We start from the raw sequence: 20,577 nt of genomic DNA on the forward strand, positions 1-20,577 counted from the left end.
TGCTATGAACAGTTTATCCTAATCAGGCCATAAAGGGAAGAAGGAGTTTTTAATGATATTAATGATCGATAATTACGATTCTTTTGTTTATAATCTGGTTCAGTATCTTCGTGTCCTTCACGAAGAAGTCGTTGTTTATCGTAATGATCAAATAACTGTAGACCAAATAAGACAGATGGATCCCTCTTTAATTGTTTTATCACCAGGTCCATGTACACCTAATGAATCAGGGGTTTGTTTGGACATCTTAAATCAATTAAAGGAAGAATACAAGATACTAGGGATATGTCTAGGTTTTCAGGCAATGGCTCAGGTATTTGGGGGCAAGATTGTAAAAGCACCAGAACCAGTTCATGGTAAGGTCTTTCCAATCATTCATAATAACCGAGGTTTATTTAAAGGCTTAAACAATCCATTAAAGGTAACGAGATACCATTCTCTAATGGTAGACCCAGATTCTTTGCCTGACTGTTTTGAGATTACTTCTCATACCAAAGAAGGCATTATCATGGGCATCAGACATAAAAAATATCCAATGGCAGGGGTACAATTTCACCCAGAAGCCATCCTAACGGAACAAGGCCATGAACTATTAGATAATTTCATTAGAGGTGACAGATGAAAATAAGAAAGTATCAAACCAATCTAAGTAGCAATGAGATTTTCTGTCAGTTTAAAGATGAAAAAAATCTTATGTTTTTAGATTCTGGAAGAGACCATGAAACACTGGGTAAGTACTCAATTATTGTTTCGAATCCGAGACTTATAGTTAAATCAAAAGGTACAAATGTCTATATCAACGATGAGTTGATTGTAGATGATCCCTTTGAAGTACTGAGAGGTCTTTTAAAAAAGTATGAAAAAAGCTATGACTCACCACTACCTTTTATTGGTGGTTGGGTTGGCTATTTATCATATGACTTAAAAGCCTTTGTAGAAAAACTTGAAGTGACGGTTGAAGATGATATAGATATGCCAGATATGTTCTTTGGACTCTATGACGGGGGTGTGGTCATTGACCATCAAAAGAATGAAGTATATTTAACAGATGCATGTATAGACGATCATGCTGACACTAGAATGGATAAGCTTGTAGGGATCATTGAATCCGAAAAGAAGATCATGCCTTTAAAGCATCATGAGAGTCCATCTTCTATCAAATCTAACTTTGAAAGACCTGCTTACGAGAAGGCAATTTCAAGAGTCAGAGATTATATCAGGTCAGGTGATATCTATCAGGCCAATATGACTCAAAGATTTGAAGCGCCTTTAAGAGATGAGCCCTTTGAACTCTATCAGAAACTGAGGTCTTTAAATGCAGCACCATTTGCATCCTATATAGACTTTTCGAATGGTCATATTTTGTCATCATCACCAGAACGCTTTATTAAGATTACAGATAAAATCATAGAGACCAGACCCATAAAGGGGACTATGCCAAGATCTAATGATCCTGTCATTGACCAGAAGAATCGTGAGATTCTAGAAAATAGTGAAAAAGATCAATCCGAATTATTGATGATTGTAGATTTAGAAAGAAATGACTTGAGTAGAATTGCTAGAACTGGGACTGTTGAAGTAAGGGAGCTTTTCAAGTTGGAATCTTATGCGACGGTTCATCACTTAGTGGCTACTATTCAAGCGACTGTAGACGACCAGTACGACCTAGTCGATTGTCTTAAAGCGACATTCCCAGGTGGGTCTATTACGGGTGCACCTAAGAAAAGAGCCATGGAAATCATCGATGAACTAGAACCGACTGCAAGAGGTCTTTATACAGGTTCTATCGGTTACATTGATTTGAATCAAAATTTAGATTTAAACATTGTGATTCGTACTTTTATATGCAAAAATGACAAAGCTTATTTCCAAGCTGGTGGTGGTATTGTATGGGATTCAGATCCTGCTAGTGAATACCAAGAATCTCTTGATAAGGCTTTCGCACTGAAAAAGGCTTTGAATTATGGCTTATAGTCTGGGGTTAAAATTTGGTTATGGTTTATTTGAAACCATCTACTACAATGGTCACTTAGAAGATTTCGACAGGCATATGAGACGGTTAAACGAGAGTTTAATAAAACTGAATATGTCACCTGTTGATTGTGATGAGGTTTTGAAGAATGCCCTTTTACATTTAGAGCCATCTGGTCATAATGCCATTAGAATCAGTGTCTATCAGGATAAAGACCAAGTCATTACCTACGAGACTAGAAATCATATTCAAAAAGAGTCTTATGATGTCAAGTTTTCATCCATTAAAAGACACTCAAGCCAACCTCTGTTTCAGCTAAAATCGACTTGTCATTTGTCTTACTTTTTAGAAAAACAATCGCTTAAAGACTACGATGAAGCCCTTCATTTCAATGAAAAGGGGCATTTAACAGAAGGTATATATACCAATGTTTTCTTTGTTAAATCTGGGATTTTTTATACTCCTGCAGTAGATTGTGGAATTTTACCAGGTATATATAGAGAAAAAGTCATTGAGACACTAAAAAAATTAGGCATTCCAATAAAAATAGGCTATTATAATAGAGAAGACATAGAATCTGCTGATGAAGTGTTTATGACCAATGCGCTGATTAAAATCATGCCGGTGCGCAGGTTAGAAGGTCAGACATTTAAGGAGGATCTATATACTAAGCTATTGATCAAGGAGATGTTATAGTGGATTATTATAAAGCTTTTTTAGAGAAAACAGAAGAACTAAAGAATGAAGATTCTGTCGTAGCCATACTTTTGATTGGTAAAACTGCACGAGCTGAAAAACAAAGATTTAATCACTTGAACGATATTGATTTATTGGTAGTATATGAAAACAATCGTTCATTTGAAAGAGAAATTGAAAAAATTGATGGCGTACCATTTGATATATCTTATATTTCTATTTTTGATATGATTACACAGGTTGAAGATAGATCACTTATATGGGTAAACATGATGATGGGGGCTAAGATATTCTATGCAGAAAACGAGTTGATATTTGGTATTATTGACCGTGTTAAGGATATCTACCTCAATGGTACAGGTCAAATAAAAGCTGAGGAGCTTAAGTTCATCAGATTCAATTTATCTCAGAAATTAATTGATATAGAAAACAGAATGCATGATGTGGTATTATCAAGCTTTTTAATGCAGCGCCTATTTATGCAAGTTTTAGAAGATTATTATACATTAAATGCAATATGGCAACCGCATCCAAAGAACACCTTTGAAAATTTGGATGTTGTTGACCAAAAGTTAAGTCATTTGGCCAAATCATTCGTCTATGAATGTACTGCGAAAAGACAGTTTGAATTATTATCAGAAATGGTGGCTTATATTTTAGAGCCTTTCGGTGGTCGTTTGATGACATGGGAGAAAGGGCCATATAACATTTCTAAATAGGAGACGTTATGGATAAGAAAAGAATAGAAAAAGCTGTAAGAGAAATATTAATTGCTATTGGTGATGATCCGGATAGAGAAGGTTTGATTGATACACCTAAACGTATTGCCAATATGTATGGCGAGATATTCTCTGGTATGACTCAGGATGAAGGTAAACATTTAGATGTAATTTTTAATGAAGGTGACCATGAGGAGTTGGTTTTGGTCAAGGATATTCCTTTTTATTCTATGTGTGAACATCATCTGGTACCTTTCTATGGCAAAGCGCACGTTGCATATATACCTAGAAATGGTAAGTTGACAGGTTTATCAAAACTTGCAAGAGTTGTAGAAACAGTGGCTAAAAGACCTCAATTACAAGAGAGGTTGACATCAGCTGTTGCAGATGCTATTGTTAATAAGTTAGACCCTCAAGGTGTACTTGTTGTTGTAGAAGCAGAGCACATGTGCATGACCATGAGAGGTGTAAAGAAGCCGGGTAGTCAAACGATTACATCAGCTGTGAGAGGTATCTTTAAGAAAGATGCGAGATCACGTGCTGAAGCCATGTCTTTAATTAATTTTGGGAAGTAATTTATGAATATAAAAAAATCTTACGATAAGAGAACCTTACCTTGTAGAGAATTTGATATTACTATCGGGGAAAAGACACTTGTGATGGGGATTTTAAACGTCACACCAGACTCTTTTTCAGACGGTGGTAACTTTAACAATGTCAGTCAAGCACTCAATCATGCTATTGCCATGGTAAAAGAAGGTGCTGATATCATTGATGTTGGTGGAGAATCTACTCGACCAGGTTCAGAAGAAGTAAGTGAAAAAGAAGAGTTAAAGCGTGTTGTGCCTGTCATACAGGAACTAAAGCGTTTTATCAATAAACCTATATCTATTGATACTTATAAATCTAGTGTTGCAGATGCAGCTTTAGAAGCTGGTGCAAATATTATCAATGATGTTTGGGGATTTCAAAAAGATCCTGAGATAGCAGAAGTCGCTGCACATTATAATGTACCTGCGATTTTAATGCATAATCAGGAAAATACAATATATGAAAAAGATATCATTGAAGCCATGATTGATTTCTTTAATGTGTCTATTGATATTGCACTCAAGGCTGGCGTGAAAAAAGAAATGATCATACTAGATCCAGGTATTGGTTTTGGTAAAACTGTAGATCAAAACCTAGAAGTCATGAGAAGACTTGATGAGCTGCAAGTACTTGGTTATCCTATTTTACTAGGCATATCAAGAAAATCTATTATTGGTAAAACACTTGACTTGGCAACGCATGACAGACTAGAAGGTACGATTGCCTTAAATTCTATTGGTATTCAAATGGGTGCAGAGATCATTCGTGTACATGATATCAAAGAAAATGTTAAAGCGGCACAAATGATTGACGCAGTGGTGAGATAATGAAAGATAAAATATTGATGAATCATATGGGATTCTTTGGCTATCACGGTGTGTTTGATGAAGAAAATCGTTTAGGTCAAAAGTTTTTTATAGATGCAGAACTTGAGCTGGATACAAAACCTGCTGGACTTAGTGATGATATGAACTTAAGTGTTTCTTATGGAGACGTTTATGAAGTCATAAAAGCTATTTGCGAAGGTAAGCCTTATAACCTTCTGGAGGCCCTTGCTGAAAACATTGCCAGTAAAGTATTGGATTCCTTCCCTTTGATTGAGGGTATAAAAGTAAGAGTTAAGAAACCAGAAGCACCTGTACCAGGTATCTTCGATTATTTTGGTGTGGAGATTTATAGGAAACGTGATGCATAAAGTATATTTGAGTTTAGGAAGCAACATCGGAGACCCTGTGAGTTATTTGGATAAGGCTGTGGATATTTTAAAAAATACCCAAGATATCCACAAGCTTAAAGTGTCTTCTTATTATCAGACAGATCCTGTTGGTTATTTAGACCAAGATGTTTTTGTTAATATTTCAGTATATTTGGAGACTGACTTGTCTCCTTATGAGTTACTAGAGGTATGTCAGGGTATAGAGGAAACACTAAAACGTGTGAGAGTCATCAGGTGGGGTCCAAGGACCATTGATGTGGATATCATTTTATTTGATGATATTAAGATGACAGACGACAAGCTGACAATCCCTCACCCTCGAATGCATGAACGTGCATTTGTATTGGTACCCATGTTTGAACTAGATGATCAACTGATGATTGAGGATAAGTCAATTGAAGAACTTATGACTTCAGTAGACACATCTGGTGTAAGGAAATTATAATGGACAGAAAAGTTTTAAAGAATCATGAAAAAATTACATTTAAAATAAGAGACCTGGAGATTGGCGGTGATAGACCAATTATCATTGCAGGTCCATGTTCTGTTGAATCAAGAGAGCAAATCATAGAAACGGCCAAGGCGCTTAAAGAGATTGGTGTGGATATGTTAAGAGGTGGTGTCTTTAAGCCGAGAACTTCACCCTATGCCTTTCAGGGACTGGGTTTAGAAGGTCTTAAGTATCTAAAAGAAGCCAGTGAAATAACAGGTTTACCAATTATTACAGAATGTATGGAAGAAAAGTACTTAGAAGTCGTTTCAAAGTATGCTGATGTGATACAGATCGGTTCTAGAAATATGTACAATTATCCTCTTTTAAAGGCAGTCAGCAAGATGGACAAGCCAGTTATGCTAAAAAGAGGTATCAGTGCAACTATTAAAGAATGGGTCATGAGTGCTGAGTACCTTGCTTCAGAAGGCAAGAAGAACATCATCTTATGTGAAAGAGGTGTAAGAGGTGTTGATACTTATACGAGGAATTTACTCGATTTAACAGCGGTACCAATTATGCAACATGAAACGGGTTTACCAGTCTTTGTTGATCCAAGTCATGGTATAGGTATTAGAGAACTCATGTTACCAATGAGCAAGGCAGCTATTGCATGTGGTGCCAATGGTTTGATGTTAGAAGTACATATCAATCCTGATGAAGCCTTGTGCGATGGTGAACAATCTCTGACAATTGAACAGTATAAAGAATTATATGATGCCATCACCAACTAGGTGGTGTCTTTTTTTTGTAAAATAAATGACTGAAGATTCGTGCTATTATACATAGGGAGGTTGTGATGAATTATAGAGATTATTTTGGATCTACAATTGATTTGAATATTTTACTTGTGACAGATGAAAAGCAGAAAAGCCTTGTTTCCTTATTTTCAGACATACCATCTAAGTCACTTGAAATCAAGGATGTTCGTGAAGATATAAATTTAGGGGCTTATGACATGGTGATTGTCTTATTATCCTTTGAATCTTTTGTTGTAGAAGGTTATAACAAGTTCTACTCACCTTTTAGAAAGCCTTTAGGCTTTCAGGGAAAATACGTTTTTATCAGGCTGGATATCACCAGGCAGTCATTAATGGAAGGTCTTTCAACTGATAAAGAAATACTTATAGACACTTTAAATACCTATAAGCGCCTAAGTAAGAAAAGACTTCGTATTTCAAACCAAGCTGGAACGGATATCAGTATTGTAGTCAATGATTTTAAAACATGTCATCACTTTATAGATGATCATTCAGACATGGCTTTCTTGCCACCATCAGAAATATATGCAGGTATCGAATTAGGTTCTGCAGAGGGCCAAATAGTCGTTGATGTGACCATCGGTGATATCTATAGAAATGGTCAGCTATTAGAAGGCTTTGGCTTAGTAGAAGGGCCTGTAACTTTGGTGGTAAAAAACTCTAGGATTGTTGAAATTACAGGATGTGATAGATTAAAGGAATGTCTAGTGAGTTTAGAAGATGCTGCGTCCGTCTTAGTTGAACTGGGGATAGGTTTATCAGATTTGAGTCCTACTGGACAAATCGGCATAGATGAATGTATTAAAGGCACCTGCCATTTCGGCATAGGAGACGGCACTTTTTATAACATTGACAATAAAGCCAGCATACATTTAGATCTTGTAATAAGTTCACCTGTGATAGAGGAGATCAGATATGAAAATGATTAGAGAAAAAGATACAGCACATCACATTTTTGAAAAAGAGAGAGACTTGGATAATGTTCTAGGACTATTTAGGTTTGAAGAGCCCAGTGGCTATATGACCATTAGAAGGGTAGATGATGTCTTTAGGGTGAGACTGTCAGCTCAAGAGGAAATAGGCGATCTCGAGGAGATTAAAGAGGTCTTAAAGCCTTATCTTAATGGAAAGGTCTTCATGACTATAGATGTTAATCAGAAAAAAATAGTCGATTACATAGAGACTACAGGCATAAAAAATTGGTTTGGTTTCTATGATATGAGCATAGACACTTATGATGGTAAAATGACAATTGGTTCTATTAGAGGTTATGAAGGTCTAGAGGACCAGTACAATCACATTCTCGGCAAAGCGTTTGAGCCGATGAGAACACGTCATGACTTCAAACCTTATGACTGGTACGGTGAAAATCCAGCGGAGGCTCATAAGGAATACCTTGAAGCTGACAAGAACAATAATTTTTACAGTTACTATGTAAATGATGAACTGGTAGGTGTGGCCATTTGCTATGATAATGTGATTGATGTTATCGGCATTGAACCGAGCCTTCAAAAGAATGGTTATGGAAGAGATTTTCTAAGAGGTGTTATAGATGATATGTTTAAAAAGGATATAGAAAGCATTGAAATTAATGTGGTAGAATCTAACCAACATGTCTATAAACTATATAGCGATGAAGGTTTTAAGACCGACTGTCATAAAAGAATGTATAAGAACTACTAAAAAAGAGCATCTCATTTGAGATGCTCTAATATTATTGTCCATCAGTTGTCATAGGTTCAATGCCTGTTGAGAAGTACTTTAAGAATGGATTGTTCTTGTCTAAGTAGATTGTCGTACTTGCATCAAGTGCATTGTCATAAGCTTCTAACATTCTCCAGAATTCATAGAACTCGGGATCTTTAGAAAATGCGTTTGCATAGATTTGTACAGCTTCAGCATCCGCTTCACCTTTGATTCTAGCAGATTCTTCGATTGCTGCTGCTTCAATAGAAGCTGCTTCTAAGTCTACACTAGAGATTGTTTCAGCATAAATCTTTTGACCATCTGCTCTGTAACCTGCAGCAACAGCGTTTCTTTCTGCATTCATCTTGTTAAATACAGATGCGTAGTTAGATGCTGGTACAGCCACTCTAAAGATTTCTAAGTCTTTAATAACAATACCTGTGTTTTTGATTTTTTCGTTGTAAGAAACTTTCTTTTCTTCTAAAGCGTTGTATAAAACTTCTTTATCCGTTAAGAACTCATCGCTATCTAAGTTGTTGATAAGAGCAATGATATCAGCATATAAAGTCTCGTCAATTCTGTTATTTGCCTTTTGAGTTGTTTTGTAGTTTGTTGCAAATAAACCTGGGTGAGTAATTTCCCATTGAGCGTAAAGTTCAACTTCGAATTTCACTTTATCACGTGTTGTTACTTGACCTGTGTTAGATACATAAGTCAATAGCTTACTTGTGTACTTATCTACTTGAGTAATAAAAGGTACTTTAAAGAATAAACCTTTCTTGTTAACAACTTCTACGTTTTTAAATCTTGGATCTAACTTGTTGATTTCTACAGCTTCATTATTGTCTGTATCTACAATAACTTGCTTAGTATCACTAAGTACCTTTACAACTGCCATTTCATCTTGCTCTACAGTATAGATGAAAGAGTTTGCCATTACGATAGCAAGGACTAGAATGATACCTAAAATAATTCTTACAATTGGTACTTTTTTCACTGGTCTGATAGGCTTAACATTATCAGTAAATGGTGCGCCGTTATTTTGACCGAAATTTGGTGTTTTATTATCTGTCATCTCGCACCTCCTAATTTAACACTTGTGGATTCAGTGGCAAATACTTTTGCATATCGCCATTTGACTCTAGATCGATGATAAATTTCTTATCCGTTCTAGCCATTACTTTTTCCATCATTTCAATGTATAAACGTCTTGCAGTGATATCTTTTGACTGCTCATATTTTTCAAGAATTTGCTCGAATGCTAAGACATCACCTTTTGCCTGAGCAACTTTAGTTTCCTTATAAGCTTTAGCTTGGTTGATTAAAACTGTTGCATCAGCGTTTGCCTTAGGGATTTTTTCATTGTAGTATTTCTGAGCATCTAGTTCTAATTGGTCTTTTTCGTTTCTTGCGATATTTACGCCGTCATAAGCTTCTTGAACTTCATCAGGTAGTAAAACGTCTGTTAACTTAACACTGTCAATTTTTACACCTAAGCCATATGTATTAAGCTTAGCTTGTAATTCTGGCAACACTTCCACAGCGATGTCATCCTTTTGAACAAGTGATACATCTAGTGGTTTGTTTTGCATATTTCTTCTAAGTACCGATTCAAATGCTAATCTGATTGTGCCTGTTGGATCATCACAATTAAATAAGTACGCTTCTGCATCTGTAATTCTATACTGTACAATTGCACCAACATCTACCATATAACCACCTTTAGTTAAGATGATTCTTTCTTCATCTACATCTGTGTATGTAGCTGCTTGATTAGTATCTGCTCCAGTCGCAATTGTATAGCCGTATTGTATAGACTGTACTTCGTTTACGTTAATAGGTGTCATTTTATCAATAACAGGTATCTTGAAGTGAATACCAGGTTCTTCAACGATTTCAACAACTTCACCAAATCTTTGAATGACTGCCTGTTCTTCGACACCAAGAGTATAAAAGCCGTTCATTGCTATAAAGCCGGCTAAAGCGACTAAAACAACAATAACAACGACATTTGCTATGGTTCTTTCCATAATGCCTCCTTATGTTTTACGTTATCCCTGATTCTATCTTAATTTCTATCCAATAAAATCGCAACTAAACCCTTATAACATTTATAGTCTTTTAATAAGTCCAAAATAAGTGTAAACTTATAATAAAGGAAGTGTTAAGATGTCAAAAAAGAATTTCATCATAGATGTATTAGATAGATTTAAAAATCACCATATAGAATCATTTGCCTCACAGATAGCCTTTTATATTATGCTGTCTATTTTTCCGTTTTTGATTCTACTTTTAATGTTTTTAACCAATGTTTCTGTTTCTTATTCAGAAGAAATGTCCATGATTTATAGGATGATTCCAGAAGCTGCATCTTCAGTGATACAAGACTATTTGCTTTACTCTCAGCAGTTTTCTGATACTGTATTTTCTCCTATCTTAGTCGCTTCCATTTGGATGTCTTCTAATGCTGTTATTGCTCTTATGAAGGCTGTGAATGTGGCATATGATATTGAAGAAACACGTAACTATTTTGTAAGAAAATTGATTGCCATTATCTGTACCTTAATGATCATTGTCTTGATTATTGTTGCCCTGATCATTTCCAATTTAGGGACTGAGTTTTTAGATTTCTTAAGAAGATACATTGAAATCCCTGAAGTAAATTTATCTCTGGTAAATTTCTTAAAATATGTTTTATCCATTGGTGTATTTTCTTTCATTTTAGGTGCGCTTTACTTTATTGTTCCTAATAAAAAAGTGACCTTTAGAGAAGTTATTCCAGGAACCATTTTTTCCTTCTTTGGTCTGACTTTAATTTCTAGATTATTTGCATACTTTGTGTCTGAATTCAGCCAATATTCACTGGTGTACGGTTCTTTGGCCGCAGTCATTATCTTAATGATTTGGTTATTTTTATGCGGCTTGATACTTATGATTGGCGGAGAGATTAATGCCATAAAAAATCAAGGTCTTAAATAATTTTCAGAAATTTTATAAATATGCTTGACAATGATTATTTATACTGATATTATCGATTACAATATAAAAAAACGATGACGGAGAGCATAAGGACAAACACTTCAAGAGAGTCGATGGTTGGTGTGAATCGATAGGGTTTTAATTATTTCTCGCTCCTGAGTAGGATATCTGAAACTAAGTAGGATATGACGGTTGGTTGCGTTATAAACTTTTTAAGTGGTAAAGTAATTTACAATTAAGGTGGTACCGCGGGTTTAACTCGTCCTTTTATTAAGGACGGGTTTTTTTATTTTTAAAATACCGGTTTAATTGGCTTTATTATTTTTACTCTGTACTGTAAAAAAAATCTAAAAAAGGAGGTATATGGCATGAAAAGAATTAAGATATTTGATACAACTTTGCGTGACGGTGAGCAATCGCCAGGATGTAGTATGAACATTGAAGAAAAAGTAGAGGTGGCTAAGCAGTTAGAGAAGCTTGGTGTGGATGTAATAGAAGCTGGATTTGCTATTGCCTCAGAAGGAGATTTTAAGGCAGTCAAAGCAATTGCAAATGAAATTAAGTCGTGTACGGTTGCCAGTCTTGCACGTGCAACAAAAGTAGATATCGATAGAGCTTATGAAGCCGTTAAAGATGCTAAATATCCAAGAATACATACATTTATTGCAACATCAGATTTACATTTGGAGTACAAGTTAAAAAAGACAAAGGATGAGATTATTGCCATAACAAAAGAAATGGTGTCTTATGCAAAATCACTTTGTGATGACATTGAGTTTTCTTGTGAAGATGCTACAAGATCAAGCCATTACTTTATGGTAAGTGTTATAGAAGCTGCAATTGAAAGTGGTGCAACAACCATCAATATTCCTGATACAGTCGGATATACAACACCTAATGAATATTACGACTTAATCAAATTTATCAAGGAAAATACCAAAGGGATCGATGATGTCAGTATCTCTGTACATTGCCACAATGATTTAGGCATGGCTGTAGCCAATTCCATTGCAGCAGTATCTGCTGGTGCTGATCAAGTTGAATGTACCATGAATGGTATTGGTGAAAGAGCCGGCAATGCTGCTTTAGAAGAAATTGTTATGGCTTTAAAAACTAGAAGTGATATCTATGAATATGAAACTGGCATCTGTACAGAGGAAATCGTAAGAACAAGTGAGCTTGTCAGTTATATCACTGGAGTAAAGGTTCAACCGAATAAGGCCATTGTAGGAGCGAATGCCTTTGCACATGAATCTGGTATTCATCAGCATGGTGTGATTAATAACCGATCTACATATGAAATTATGACACCTGAATCAGTTGGACTTAGAGAAAATAACCTCATTTTAGGTAAGCATTCAGGCAAACATGCTTTTAGAGACAAACTTCAAAAGTTAGGTTATGACTTAAATGAGATTGAGTTAAACAGAGCCTTTATAGAGTTTAAAGACTTATTAGACAAAAAGAAGAAAGTTTATGATACAGATATTGTAGCCATCGTTAGAAATGAAACCATTCCTTATGATGAAATTGTCAAACTACATGCTTTCAATATTCATTCATCCACAGAAACAGCAACATCTGCTTCTGTTAAACTTAAGATTGATGATGAAACTTATGAAAATGTGGAAATGGGAGATGGTCCTGTAGATGCAGCATTTAAGGCCATTCAAAGAGTTATTGGTGTACAGATTCCTTTAAGCAAGTATCAAATCAATGCCATTACAGAAGGTAAAGATGCACAAGGTGAAACTGTTGTTAAAGCTGAATACGACGGCTTAGAGTTTACGGGACATGGTTTAAGTACAGATATCATTGAATCCAGTATTGAGGCCTATATATCTGTTATCAATAAAATCATGAAGGATTCTGTTATATACAATGAGATGAAAGAAAGATTAGAACAAGTGAAAGTTCAAGGGGTGAGTTAAATATGGGCATGACGATGACGCAGAAGATAATGGCTGCTCATACAAATGAAGCAGTTAAGGTTGGCGAGTATATTTATTGTGATTTAGACATGGTGTTAGGTAACGATATTACTGCACCAGTTGCTATAGAAGGCTTTAATGAGTTGAATAAGCCAATTTTTCATAAATCTAAGGTGGCACTGGTACCGGATCATTTTACACCCAATAAAGATATCAAGTCAGCTGAGCAGTGCAAGATTGTGAGAGACTTTGCTATTAAGCACGAAATAGAACATTATTTTGAAATAGGTCAAATGGGCATTGAACATGCTTTGTTACCTGAAAAAGGTCTGGTTAAAGCAGGCGATATGATCATTGGTGCTGATTCTCATACCTGTACCTTTGGTGCCTTAGGTGCCTTTTCTACTGGTGTAGGTTCTACAGACTTAGGCTGTGCCATGGCGACTGGTAAGTGCTGGTTTAGGGTACCTGATGCCATTAAGGTAGTTATTACTGGCAAGAAACAAGGCCATGTCAGCGGTAAAGATGTCATTTTGTATTTAATAGGAAAGATTGGCGTTGATGGTGCCAGGTATAAGTCCTTAGAGTTTACAGGTCAAGGTATTGAAGACTTAACCATGGATGATCGATTTACCATTTCAAATATGGCCATTGAAGCAGGGGCTAAAAACGGTATATTCCCAGTCGATGAAAAGACAAAGGCTTATATGGATGAAAAAGGTTTAAAGTATAGAGTTTATGAAGCAGATGAAGATGCAGACTATGTAGATGTTGTAAACATAAACTTAGATGAATTAACACCACAGATTGCCAAACCACATTTACCATCTAACACAGTGTCTGTGAAGGATATTGAAGAAATCCATGTGGATCAGGTTGTGATTGGCTCTTGTACAAATGGTAGGATCTCTGATATAAAAGCGGCTGCAGATGTATTAAGAGGCAATAAGATAAAAAAAGGCATGAGGTTGATTGTATTCCCAGCAACACAAAAGATTTACTTAGAAGCCATGGAAGCTGGCTATTTAAGAGATATCATCGAAGCAGGTGGTATTATATCTACACCAACTTGTGGACCGTGTTTAGGTGGTCATATGGGGATATTAGCAGCTGGAGAAAAATGTCTTGCAACTACCAATAGAAACTTTATTGGCCGTATGGGCCATAAGACGTCTGAAGTTTATCTAGCGAGTCCAGCAGTTGCTGCAGCGACAAGTATTGCAGGCTACATCACAATGCCAGGAGGTCAAAATGAGTAAACTACATATATATGGCGATCATATCGATACGGATATCATTATTCCTGCACACTATCTTAATGTGCATGATCCTGAAGAGTTAAAGAAACATTGTATGGAAGGTGTAGATGAAGCGTTTGACCAGAGAGTATCTATAGGCGATATCATGATTGCTGGCGAAAATTTTGGATGTGGTTCTTCTAGAGAACATGCACCAGTAGTTATTAAGGCGTCAGGCATATCATGTGTGATAGCAAAATCCTTTGCAAGAATATTTTTTAGAAATGCCTTTAACATTGGTCTACCAGTGATTGAATCAAGTGAAATTGTTGATGAAGTATCTCCAGATGATAAACTATCTATTGATTTTAAAAGTGGTAAGGTCATTAATGAAACAAAGAATAAATCTTACACCATTCCAAAGTTCCCTGATTTTATGATGGCACTTATAGAAGCAGGTGGTGTGATTCCATATATTAAGGAGGCAGACAATGTATAAGATTGCCGTATTAAGGGGTGATGGTATTGGTCCAGAAATAGTGGATCAAAGTCTTAGAGTACTAAACTTTATAGAAGAAAAGTATCAATTGGATTTTGATATTAAGTATGCCCATTTTGGTGGTAAAGGGATAGATGAAGAAGGGCATCCCTTTCCAGAAAGCACAAAATCAATTGTTGATTGGTCAGATGCAGTTTTACTAGGGGCCGTTGGTGGACCTAAATGGGATCAAGCCAAAGACAGACCTGAACAAGGTTTGCTGTCGCTTCGTAAACACTTAGGTGCTTACTGTAATCTAAGACCAATCATTACTTTTGAAGCTTTAAAGGATATGTCTCCTTTAAAACTAGATCAGGGCAAGAACATTGATTTGTGCTTTGTAAGAGAGTTAACAGGTGGCATTTACTTTGGTAAAAAAGAGCGTATTGATGATTTGGCTTATGACCAGAAACAATACGAAACTTATGAAGTCAAAAGGATTGCTAAAAAAGCTTTTGAGCTGAGTAAGAAAAGAGCAGGCAAGATCTGTTCTGTAGATAAGTCCAATGTACTGATGTCATCTAAGTTATGGCGAGAAGAAGTAGAAAAGATGAATGAAACTTATCAAGTGGATCTTAATCATATGTATGTTGATAATGCAGCAATGCAGCTGATAATGAATCCCTATCAATTCGATGTTATCTTAACAGGTAACATGTTTGGAGATATTCTTTCAGATGAAGCTAGTGTACTGGCTGGTTCTATTGGTGTATTACCTTCAGCTTCCATTGGCGATGAAAAAGGTTTATATGAACCTATTCATGGGTCTGCACCAGATATAGCTGGCCAGGATATAGCTAATCCAATTGGTATGATTATGTCTCTTGCAATGATGTTCCAGAATTCATTTGAACGCACAGATATCTATGACTTCATTTATAAGAATGTCAACAAGACACTTGAAGATGGTTATGGTACTGTTGATTTAAAGTTAGATAGGAAAGTTACAACCAGAGAATGGACAGACCAATTAATTAAGAATATGCAGAGTTAGCGTTGATGAAAATCAGCGCTTTTCTTATGACCAAAATCCGATAAAATCCAAATGACAGGTAAATGTTTCAATTCCTTCAAAAGTGCTGATTTCTATTGACTGGCACTGTATGAATAGATATAATACAGTTGGTGTGTGTATTATGTGTACTAATACAGTTAAATATTATTCAGACTTAATACCGCCTTAAGAGTTTTTTAATATTTACCTTGGGTAAATTTGTTAAAATTATTATGGGTTTATATGAAACTTTTTTCAGACGTTTCACGTCTTATTATATAAGGGTTTGGAGGTGAGGAAGATCAAAAAAGAAGTCGTTATTGAAGTTAAAGATTTAAGGAAAGTTTTTAGGCTTGGAAAAGAAAAGGTAGTTGCTATTAATAAAATGGATTTCGAGATTCATAAAGGAGAAATTTGTTGCATTTTGGGTACTTCTGGATCTGGTAAATCAACGCTCCTCAATATGATGGCAGGCTTAGAAAAGCCAACAAAAGGGTATGTAAAAATACTTGGCAAAGAAGTGACCAAGATGAATGAAAAGAAATTGGCTATATTTAGACAAAAATATATAGGTTTTATCTTTCAGTCATACAATCTAATGAACGCTTTAACAGCTATAGAGAATGTAAGTTTACCGCTTGTTTTTAGAGGTGTTTCTAGAAATCGAAGAAAACAAGAGGCAAGCAAGCTTTTAAAAGCTGTTGGATTAGAGAGTCATATGAAACACAAGCCGACTCAGATGTCTGGTGGACAGCAGCAACGTGTTGGTATAGCAAGATCCTTTGTAGGTAATCCTAAAGTTATATTTGCAGATGAGCCAACAGGAAACTTGGATTCTAAAACTTCAGATGAAGTCTTACAATTAATGGAGAGAATTGTAAAGGAAAAGGAGCAAGTTTTAGTTATTGTTACACATGACAGGTCTGTCACAAAATACGCGGATAAAATCATTCATGTACTGGATGGTAATATTCAAAGTGTTGAAATAGTTGAGAGAAAAGAAGAGATTAATAATGAGATTAAAAAGGGAGAAGAGGAGATTAAGCATGAAGAAAAATCAGTTTAGGAAGTCATTCGTGATTTTCCTTGTTTTCGTAATGATGTTTAACATGTCTGTATTTGCAGGTTCAAACAATTATTTCGAAGTAAGTGGATCAAAGGCGACTTCTGGAGATATCAATGTAGGAGATGTATTTATATACGATTTGACAATTAAAGCTAAAGAAGCAGGAGTCAATGATGTAAAAGTTCAAGTTTCTGGTGATGTAAGTCTAGTTAGTGGTAGTGAGTTTGATTTTGGTACAGCTTTAACAACTGGTACAACAAAGTCGCTCGCCTTAAAAAACACTGGATCAGGTAATAGGCTAAATATGTACATATATAGAACTTCAGATTCAGGAAAAGCAATTGTTGAAAATGTAACTATTGATGGTTTAATCAGTTCTGGAGGTGGCTCAACTACTGTCACTGATAAGAATAAGTATTTTCCAGATTTCTCAATTCAATTAGGGACAAAAACACCTGTTTTTACTGCTGGACAGGTAAAAGATTTTGCTATTAATCTTGAGAATATTTCTGATTATTCATCGAAGAATACAACTTTGAAGCTTGAATTAGCACAAGATTCACCTTTTGATGATTCACAATATAGCTTAATTTCGAAAAAAATGTCTATCAGTAAAAAAACATCGAAAGAGATTGTTTTTCAAGTAGACACAAAAGCAAGTGCTAAAAGTGGTTTTTATACCATTCCTGTTAAAATCACCTATCAAAATGTCTATGGTATAGAAAAGACAATGAATAAGTCTTTTCAAGTGGAAGTTGTTAACAACAATACTTTACCATCACTTGTAATTTCTGATATGAAAATCAAGAATGCTCTTTTAACACCAGGTACTTCCGATGTTATGCTATTAGAGCTTAAAAACCTAGGTTCAATTGATGTAAGAAGTTTAAATGCTAGTCTTGAAGGTTTAAAGATGGATGGCATTACATTGAATGGTGATTCAGCAGAAAAACAACTTAGTAGCATAGAAGCAAAAGACACTGGCTTCTTGACATACAATGTAAATATTTCTGATAAGCTAAAAGACGAAGATGTAGAATTAAAGCTTAAGTTATCTTACTATGATGAATATGGTACAAAGTATGAGCAAGATGTGCCTGTATATTTAGACATCCTGCAACAAGGTGGCGACTTATATGACTTAGGTTTTAAAGTAACTTCTAAGCCAAATACTGTTGTACCTGAGTCTGAGTTTAAGTTAGCATTTGAGATTACAAACGATACGCCAGTTGTACAAGATTTAAAGATCAATATGACGTCTGAATCAGGTTTGGTATTTAAGACGCAACCTATTACAGTGGTTAAAGAATTACAACCAGATGAAACGAGAACATTTACTTATACAGTTATTGCTAATAAGAACATAATGACAAATAACTATCCAATTTATGCAAACATCTCTTACTTAAACGATGAATCAATCGTTAGAAAAGAATATATGGGTGTTTATGTAGATGGCGATAGCAATAACAACTCTAAACCAAAAATCATCATCGATGAGTATAACTTTGGTAAAGAAGTTATCTTAGCTGGTGAAACTTTTGATTTAGACATTGTATTCTTTAACACATCAAATACAATGGGTATTCAAAATGCTAAGGTTTCTATTACATCTGAAGAAGGTGCTTTTGTACCAGTGAATGCGGCAAGTTCTTTCTATATTGAATCAATTGGTGTTAAAGAAAAAGTAACTCACACAATTACATTAAAGGCTAAATCAGACTTAAATGTTAAGACATACAATGTAACTGCAGATATTGAATATGAAGATTCTAATGGTAACTCTTATGATAAGAGTGACAACCCATACAAGGCTTCAGAAAAAATGGCTGTTCCAGTTATGCAAGAGTTAAGATTAGAAGTTGAAGATATTAATGTACCAGGTGTTGCACCTGTATTCCAACCATTTGAGATTTACGTTGAGTTCTTCAACATGGGTAAATCACCACTTCAAAATACAATGGTAACAACAACAGGTGATTTTGAAGTTCAAGATGGCAAGTATTTTGTAGGTACATTCAATGCAGGTTCAAATGATTATTATTCTTGTCAAATCATCCCTATGGCTGAAGGACCTCAAACGGGAGTTATCACTTTTGAGTTTGAAGATGCAGTAGGTGAAAAGCATTCAGTAACAAAAGAGTTTTCTTTTGAAGCGGTACCAATGCCAGAACAAAACATGGATGAGTTCCCACCAATGGAAGGTAGCGGTGAGTTCCCAATGCCTGAAGATGAATCAGGTGGTATCCCATGGTTACCAGTAAGTATTGTACTTGTAATTGTAGCAATTGTTGCAGTTGTAGTTGTAAAGAAAAGAATTCAAAAGAAGAAGGAGATGGCGTTAGATGAGTAGTCTTGATCTTATGTTAATGGGGGTAAAAAACCTCTGGCGTAGAAAGACACGAACCATCTTAACTGTACTTGGTGTGGTCATCGGTACAACAGCAATTGTTGTGATGCTATCTCTAGGTTTTGGACTTCAAAGAGCTCGTGATGAGCAGATAGAAAGAATGGGCGGATTAACGACCATTGAAGTCCAAAAACCATGGTCTTATGAATCTAGAGATGGTAAACCAAGTGAAAACCAAGTCTATCTCGATGATGAAGCTGTTACCTTATTTAAGGGCTTTGAACATGTGGATGGTGTATTAGCAACGAAACGTACGAATATTCAGCTGAGAATTGGTAAGAAACAATCTTGGGCTGACGTACTGGCTGTAGACTTTGAAGCATTAAGAGCTTTTGGCTATGAACTTGAAACTGGTGAATGGCCAGGTGATATTCAGAAGAATGCCATGGTTGCCGGAGCCCAAACACATATGAACTTCTATGACCCTATGTCTAGAGGGGGCTATATGGGTGAAGGCGAAGGTGAAGACATTATGGGCGGCAACTTAAAAGTCTTCCTTAATGGTGATTACTATGGTGATGGCAAGAAAAAGCGTCCTTTTAAGATGGATGTAACAGGTGTCTTAGTAGGTAAAGGTGGCTGGGAAGATAACACTTCTTATATGAGTTTTTACGCTTATGAAAAACTTGTAGAAGCTGACCAAAGAAAATACGGTTCTGGTCAAAGAGAAAGAAAGAAACCAGGTACTAAAGAAGATAAATACGATACAATTAAAGTTAAAGTTGACAAGGTAGACAATGTAATGCCGATTCAAAATCAAATCAAGGAAATGGGTTATGAAGCATGGTCAAATGCTGAGTGGCTTGAAGGTGAACAAAACCAAGCCTTGATCATCCAGGGTGTCCTAGGTGGAATTGGTGGCGTGTCACTTCTTATAGCGGCTATTGGTATTACAAATACTATGATCATGTCTATTTATGAAAGAACCAGAGAAATCGGCGTTATGAAAGTACTGGGTGCTAGATTAAAAGACATCAAGAACTTATTCTTGTTTGAAGCAGCGCTTATAGGTCTGTTTGGTGGCACAATCGGTCTTGGACTGAGTGTGCTTGTCTCCAAAATCATTAATAAGGTTGCCGGTAATATGATGGGTGATTTCGTAAGCTCAGGTATTTCATACATTCCTATGTATTTAATGATTGCTGCACTTATCTTTGCAACACTTATCGGTATTATTTCAGGATACTATCCTGCAAGAAGAGCCATGAAATTAAGTGCCTTAAAGGCAATTTCAACAAACTAATTATAAAGATCTATTCATTCATATGAATAGGTCTTTTCTAATTGATA

The 20,577-nt window shown here is 35.6% G+C and carries 21 protein-coding genes and 1 other annotated feature; of the genes, 19 read left to right on the forward strand and 2 right to left on the reverse strand.

From position 1 onward, the window contains the following. The first annotated feature begins 52 nt into the window (after positions 1 to 52). The 11 genes from EZV73_RS23685 to EZV73_RS23735 all read left to right on the forward strand — a co-directional run bounded on the left by EZV73_RS23685 (position 53) and on the right by EZV73_RS23735 (position 8,128). Positions 53 to 622, forward strand: coding sequence for an aminodeoxychorismate/anthranilate synthase component II (locus tag EZV73_RS23685; protein ID WP_240842928.1), 570 nt, complete (start codon positions 53 to 55; stop codon positions 620 to 622). Further along, positions 619 to 1,974, forward strand: coding sequence for an aminodeoxychorismate synthase component I (gene pabB / locus EZV73_RS23690; protein ID WP_240842929.1), 1,356 nt, complete (start codon positions 619 to 621; stop codon positions 1,972 to 1,974). Before EZV73_RS23685 ends, pabB begins: the two co-directional genes overlap by 4 nt. Continuing rightward, positions 1,964 to 2,668, forward strand: coding sequence for an aminotransferase class IV (locus EZV73_RS23695; RefSeq protein ID WP_240842930.1), 705 nt, complete (start codon positions 1,964 to 1,966; stop codon positions 2,666 to 2,668). The genes pabB and EZV73_RS23695 overlap by 11 nt, the downstream gene beginning before the upstream one ends. Continuing rightward, positions 2,668 to 3,387 (forward strand): hypothetical protein, encoded by a 720-nt coding sequence (locus EZV73_RS23700; RefSeq protein WP_240842931.1) that lies wholly within the window; start codon positions 2,668 to 2,670, stop codon positions 3,385 to 3,387. Before EZV73_RS23695 ends, EZV73_RS23700 begins: the two co-directional genes overlap by 1 nt. 8 nt (positions 3,388 to 3,395) lie before the next feature. Continuing rightward, positions 3,396 to 3,962, forward strand: coding sequence for a GTP cyclohydrolase I FolE (gene folE, locus EZV73_RS23705; protein WP_240842932.1), 567 nt, complete (start codon positions 3,396 to 3,398; stop codon positions 3,960 to 3,962). Positions 3,963 to 3,965: 3 nt separating this feature from the next. Continuing rightward, positions 3,966 to 4,805 carry a dihydropteroate synthase gene (gene folP / locus EZV73_RS23710; RefSeq protein ID WP_330637208.1) on the forward strand — a complete coding sequence of 280 codons (840 nt, stop codon included), beginning with the start codon at positions 3,966 to 3,968 and terminating at the stop codon, positions 4,803 to 4,805. Next, positions 4,805 to 5,173 (forward strand): dihydroneopterin aldolase, encoded by a 369-nt coding sequence (folB, locus tag EZV73_RS23715; protein WP_240842933.1) that lies wholly within the window; start codon positions 4,805 to 4,807, stop codon positions 5,171 to 5,173. The genes folP and folB overlap by 1 nt, the downstream gene beginning before the upstream one ends. After that, positions 5,166 to 5,639, forward strand: coding sequence for a 2-amino-4-hydroxy-6-hydroxymethyldihydropteridine diphosphokinase (folK, locus tag EZV73_RS23720; protein WP_255813994.1), 474 nt, complete (start codon positions 5,166 to 5,168; stop codon positions 5,637 to 5,639). The genes folB and folK overlap by 8 nt, the downstream gene beginning before the upstream one ends. After that, a complete protein-coding gene (gene aroF, locus EZV73_RS23725) occupies positions 5,639 to 6,418 on the forward strand; it encodes a 3-deoxy-7-phosphoheptulonate synthase (RefSeq protein WP_240842935.1) in 780 nt (259 codons plus the stop codon). The genes folK and aroF overlap by 1 nt, the downstream gene beginning before the upstream one ends. A 65-nt stretch (positions 6,419 to 6,483) precedes the next feature. After that, the gene (locus EZV73_RS23730; RefSeq protein ID WP_240842936.1) at positions 6,484 to 7,374 is read left to right on the forward strand and encodes a hypothetical protein; all 891 of its coding nucleotides are present in this window, start codon (positions 6,484 to 6,486) and stop codon (positions 7,372 to 7,374) included. Next, positions 7,361 to 8,128: a GNAT family N-acetyltransferase gene (locus tag EZV73_RS23735; RefSeq protein WP_240842937.1), complete on the forward strand. Its 768-nt coding sequence runs from the start codon at positions 7,361 to 7,363 to the stop codon at positions 8,126 to 8,128. Before EZV73_RS23730 ends, EZV73_RS23735 begins: the two co-directional genes overlap by 14 nt. 31 nt (positions 8,129 to 8,159) lie before the next feature. Here EZV73_RS23735 and EZV73_RS23740 read toward each other — a convergent pair whose 3' ends face one another. Next, positions 8,160 to 9,206, reverse strand: coding sequence for an SPFH domain-containing protein (locus EZV73_RS23740; RefSeq protein WP_240842938.1), 1,047 nt, complete (start codon positions 9,204 to 9,206; stop codon positions 8,160 to 8,162). 10 nt (positions 9,207 to 9,216) lie between these two features. After that, positions 9,217 to 10,161, reverse strand: a complete 945-nt coding sequence (gene hflK, locus EZV73_RS23745; RefSeq protein ID WP_240842939.1) for an FtsH protease activity modulator HflK — start codon at positions 10,159 to 10,161, stop codon at positions 9,217 to 9,219. Positions 10,162 to 10,300: 139 nt separating this feature from the next. On the opposite strand from hflK, the gene EZV73_RS23750 reads away from it, so the two are divergent. From EZV73_RS23750 to EZV73_RS23785, 8 genes are all read left to right on the forward strand, one after another. Further along, the gene (locus EZV73_RS23750; protein ID WP_240842940.1) at positions 10,301 to 11,110 is read left to right on the forward strand and encodes a YihY/virulence factor BrkB family protein; all 810 of its coding nucleotides are present in this window, start codon (positions 10,301 to 10,303) and stop codon (positions 11,108 to 11,110) included. A gap of 65 nt (positions 11,111 to 11,175) precedes the next feature. Beyond that, positions 11,176 to 11,380 (forward strand) — a binding site (T-box leader). Positions 11,381 to 11,439: 59 nt separating this feature from the next. Continuing rightward, the gene (locus EZV73_RS23755) at positions 11,440 to 13,041 is read left to right on the forward strand and encodes a 2-isopropylmalate synthase (protein ID WP_255814011.1); all 1,602 of its coding nucleotides are present in this window, start codon (positions 11,440 to 11,442) and stop codon (positions 13,039 to 13,041) included. Between the two features lie 2 nt (positions 13,042 to 13,043). Beyond that, entirely contained in the window at positions 13,044 to 14,300 is a 1,257-nt protein-coding gene (leuC, locus tag EZV73_RS23760) for a 3-isopropylmalate dehydratase large subunit (RefSeq protein WP_240842942.1), read from the forward strand. After that, positions 14,293 to 14,778 (forward strand): 3-isopropylmalate dehydratase small subunit, encoded by a 486-nt coding sequence (locus EZV73_RS23765; RefSeq protein WP_240842943.1) that lies wholly within the window; start codon positions 14,293 to 14,295, stop codon positions 14,776 to 14,778. The genes leuC and EZV73_RS23765 overlap by 8 nt, the downstream gene beginning before the upstream one ends. Continuing rightward, a complete protein-coding gene (gene leuB, locus EZV73_RS23770; protein ID WP_240842944.1) occupies positions 14,771 to 15,811 on the forward strand; it encodes a 3-isopropylmalate dehydrogenase in 1,041 nt (346 codons plus the stop codon). Before EZV73_RS23765 ends, leuB begins: the two co-directional genes overlap by 8 nt. 292 nt (positions 15,812 to 16,103) lie before the next feature. After that, positions 16,104 to 16,877 (forward strand): ABC transporter ATP-binding protein, encoded by a 774-nt coding sequence (locus EZV73_RS23775; RefSeq protein ID WP_330637211.1) that lies wholly within the window; start codon positions 16,104 to 16,106, stop codon positions 16,875 to 16,877. Further along, a complete protein-coding gene (locus EZV73_RS23780; RefSeq protein ID WP_240842946.1) occupies positions 16,858 to 19,230 on the forward strand; it encodes a hypothetical protein in 2,373 nt (790 codons plus the stop codon). The genes EZV73_RS23775 and EZV73_RS23780 overlap by 20 nt, the downstream gene beginning before the upstream one ends. Next, positions 19,223 to 20,530 carry an ABC transporter permease gene (locus EZV73_RS23785; protein ID WP_240842947.1) on the forward strand — a complete coding sequence of 436 codons (1,308 nt, stop codon included), beginning with the start codon at positions 19,223 to 19,225 and terminating at the stop codon, positions 20,528 to 20,530. The genes EZV73_RS23780 and EZV73_RS23785 overlap by 8 nt, the downstream gene beginning before the upstream one ends. Positions 20,531 to 20,577: the final 47 nt, after the last annotated feature.

Source organism: Acidaminobacter sp. JC074, from assembly GCF_022496765.1.
GTDB lineage: Bacteria > Bacillota > Clostridia > Peptostreptococcales > Acidaminobacteraceae > JABXKX01.

Bases quoted from the DNA above. Each gene is read 5' to 3' on its own strand.
- folK (WP_255813994.1), top strand. From the start codon at position 5,166: ATGCATAAAGTATATTTGAGTTTAGGAAGCAACATCGGAGACCCTGTG.
- EZV73_RS23785 (WP_240842947.1), top strand. From the start codon at position 19,223: ATGAGTAGTCTTGATCTTATGTTAATGGGGGTAAAAAACCTCTGGCGT.
- hflK (WP_240842939.1), bottom strand. From the start codon at position 10,161: ATGGAAAGAACCATAGCAAATGTCGTTGTTATTGTTGTTTTAGTCGCT.
- EZV73_RS23740 (WP_240842938.1), bottom strand. From the start codon at position 9,206: ATGACAGATAATAAAACACCAAATTTCGGTCAAAATAACGGCGCACCA.
- folE (WP_240842932.1), top strand. From the start codon at position 3,396: ATGGATAAGAAAAGAATAGAAAAAGCTGTAAGAGAAATATTAATTGCT.
- pabB (WP_240842929.1), top strand. From the start codon at position 619: ATGAAAATAAGAAAGTATCAAACCAATCTAAGTAGCAATGAGATTTTC.
- EZV73_RS23730 (WP_240842936.1), top strand. From the start codon at position 6,484: ATGAATTATAGAGATTATTTTGGATCTACAATTGATTTGAATATTTTA.
- folB (WP_240842933.1), top strand. From the start codon at position 4,805: ATGAAAGATAAAATATTGATGAATCATATGGGATTCTTTGGCTATCAC.
- EZV73_RS23695 (WP_240842930.1), top strand. From the start codon at position 1,964: ATGGCTTATAGTCTGGGGTTAAAATTTGGTTATGGTTTATTTGAAACC.
- folP (WP_330637208.1), top strand. From the start codon at position 3,966: ATGAATATAAAAAAATCTTACGATAAGAGAACCTTACCTTGTAGAGAA.
- leuB (WP_240842944.1), top strand. From the start codon at position 14,771: ATGTATAAGATTGCCGTATTAAGGGGTGATGGTATTGGTCCAGAAATA.
- EZV73_RS23765 (WP_240842943.1), top strand. From the start codon at position 14,293: ATGAGTAAACTACATATATATGGCGATCATATCGATACGGATATCATT.
- EZV73_RS23685 (WP_240842928.1), top strand. From the start codon at position 53: ATGATATTAATGATCGATAATTACGATTCTTTTGTTTATAATCTGGTT.
- aroF (WP_240842935.1), top strand. From the start codon at position 5,639: ATGGACAGAAAAGTTTTAAAGAATCATGAAAAAATTACATTTAAAATA.
- leuC (WP_240842942.1), top strand. From the start codon at position 13,044: ATGGGCATGACGATGACGCAGAAGATAATGGCTGCTCATACAAATGAA.
- EZV73_RS23780 (WP_240842946.1), top strand. From the start codon at position 16,858: ATGAAGAAAAATCAGTTTAGGAAGTCATTCGTGATTTTCCTTGTTTTC.
- EZV73_RS23750 (WP_240842940.1), top strand. From the start codon at position 10,301: ATGTCAAAAAAGAATTTCATCATAGATGTATTAGATAGATTTAAAAAT.
- EZV73_RS23735 (WP_240842937.1), top strand. From the start codon at position 7,361: ATGAAAATGATTAGAGAAAAAGATACAGCACATCACATTTTTGAAAAA.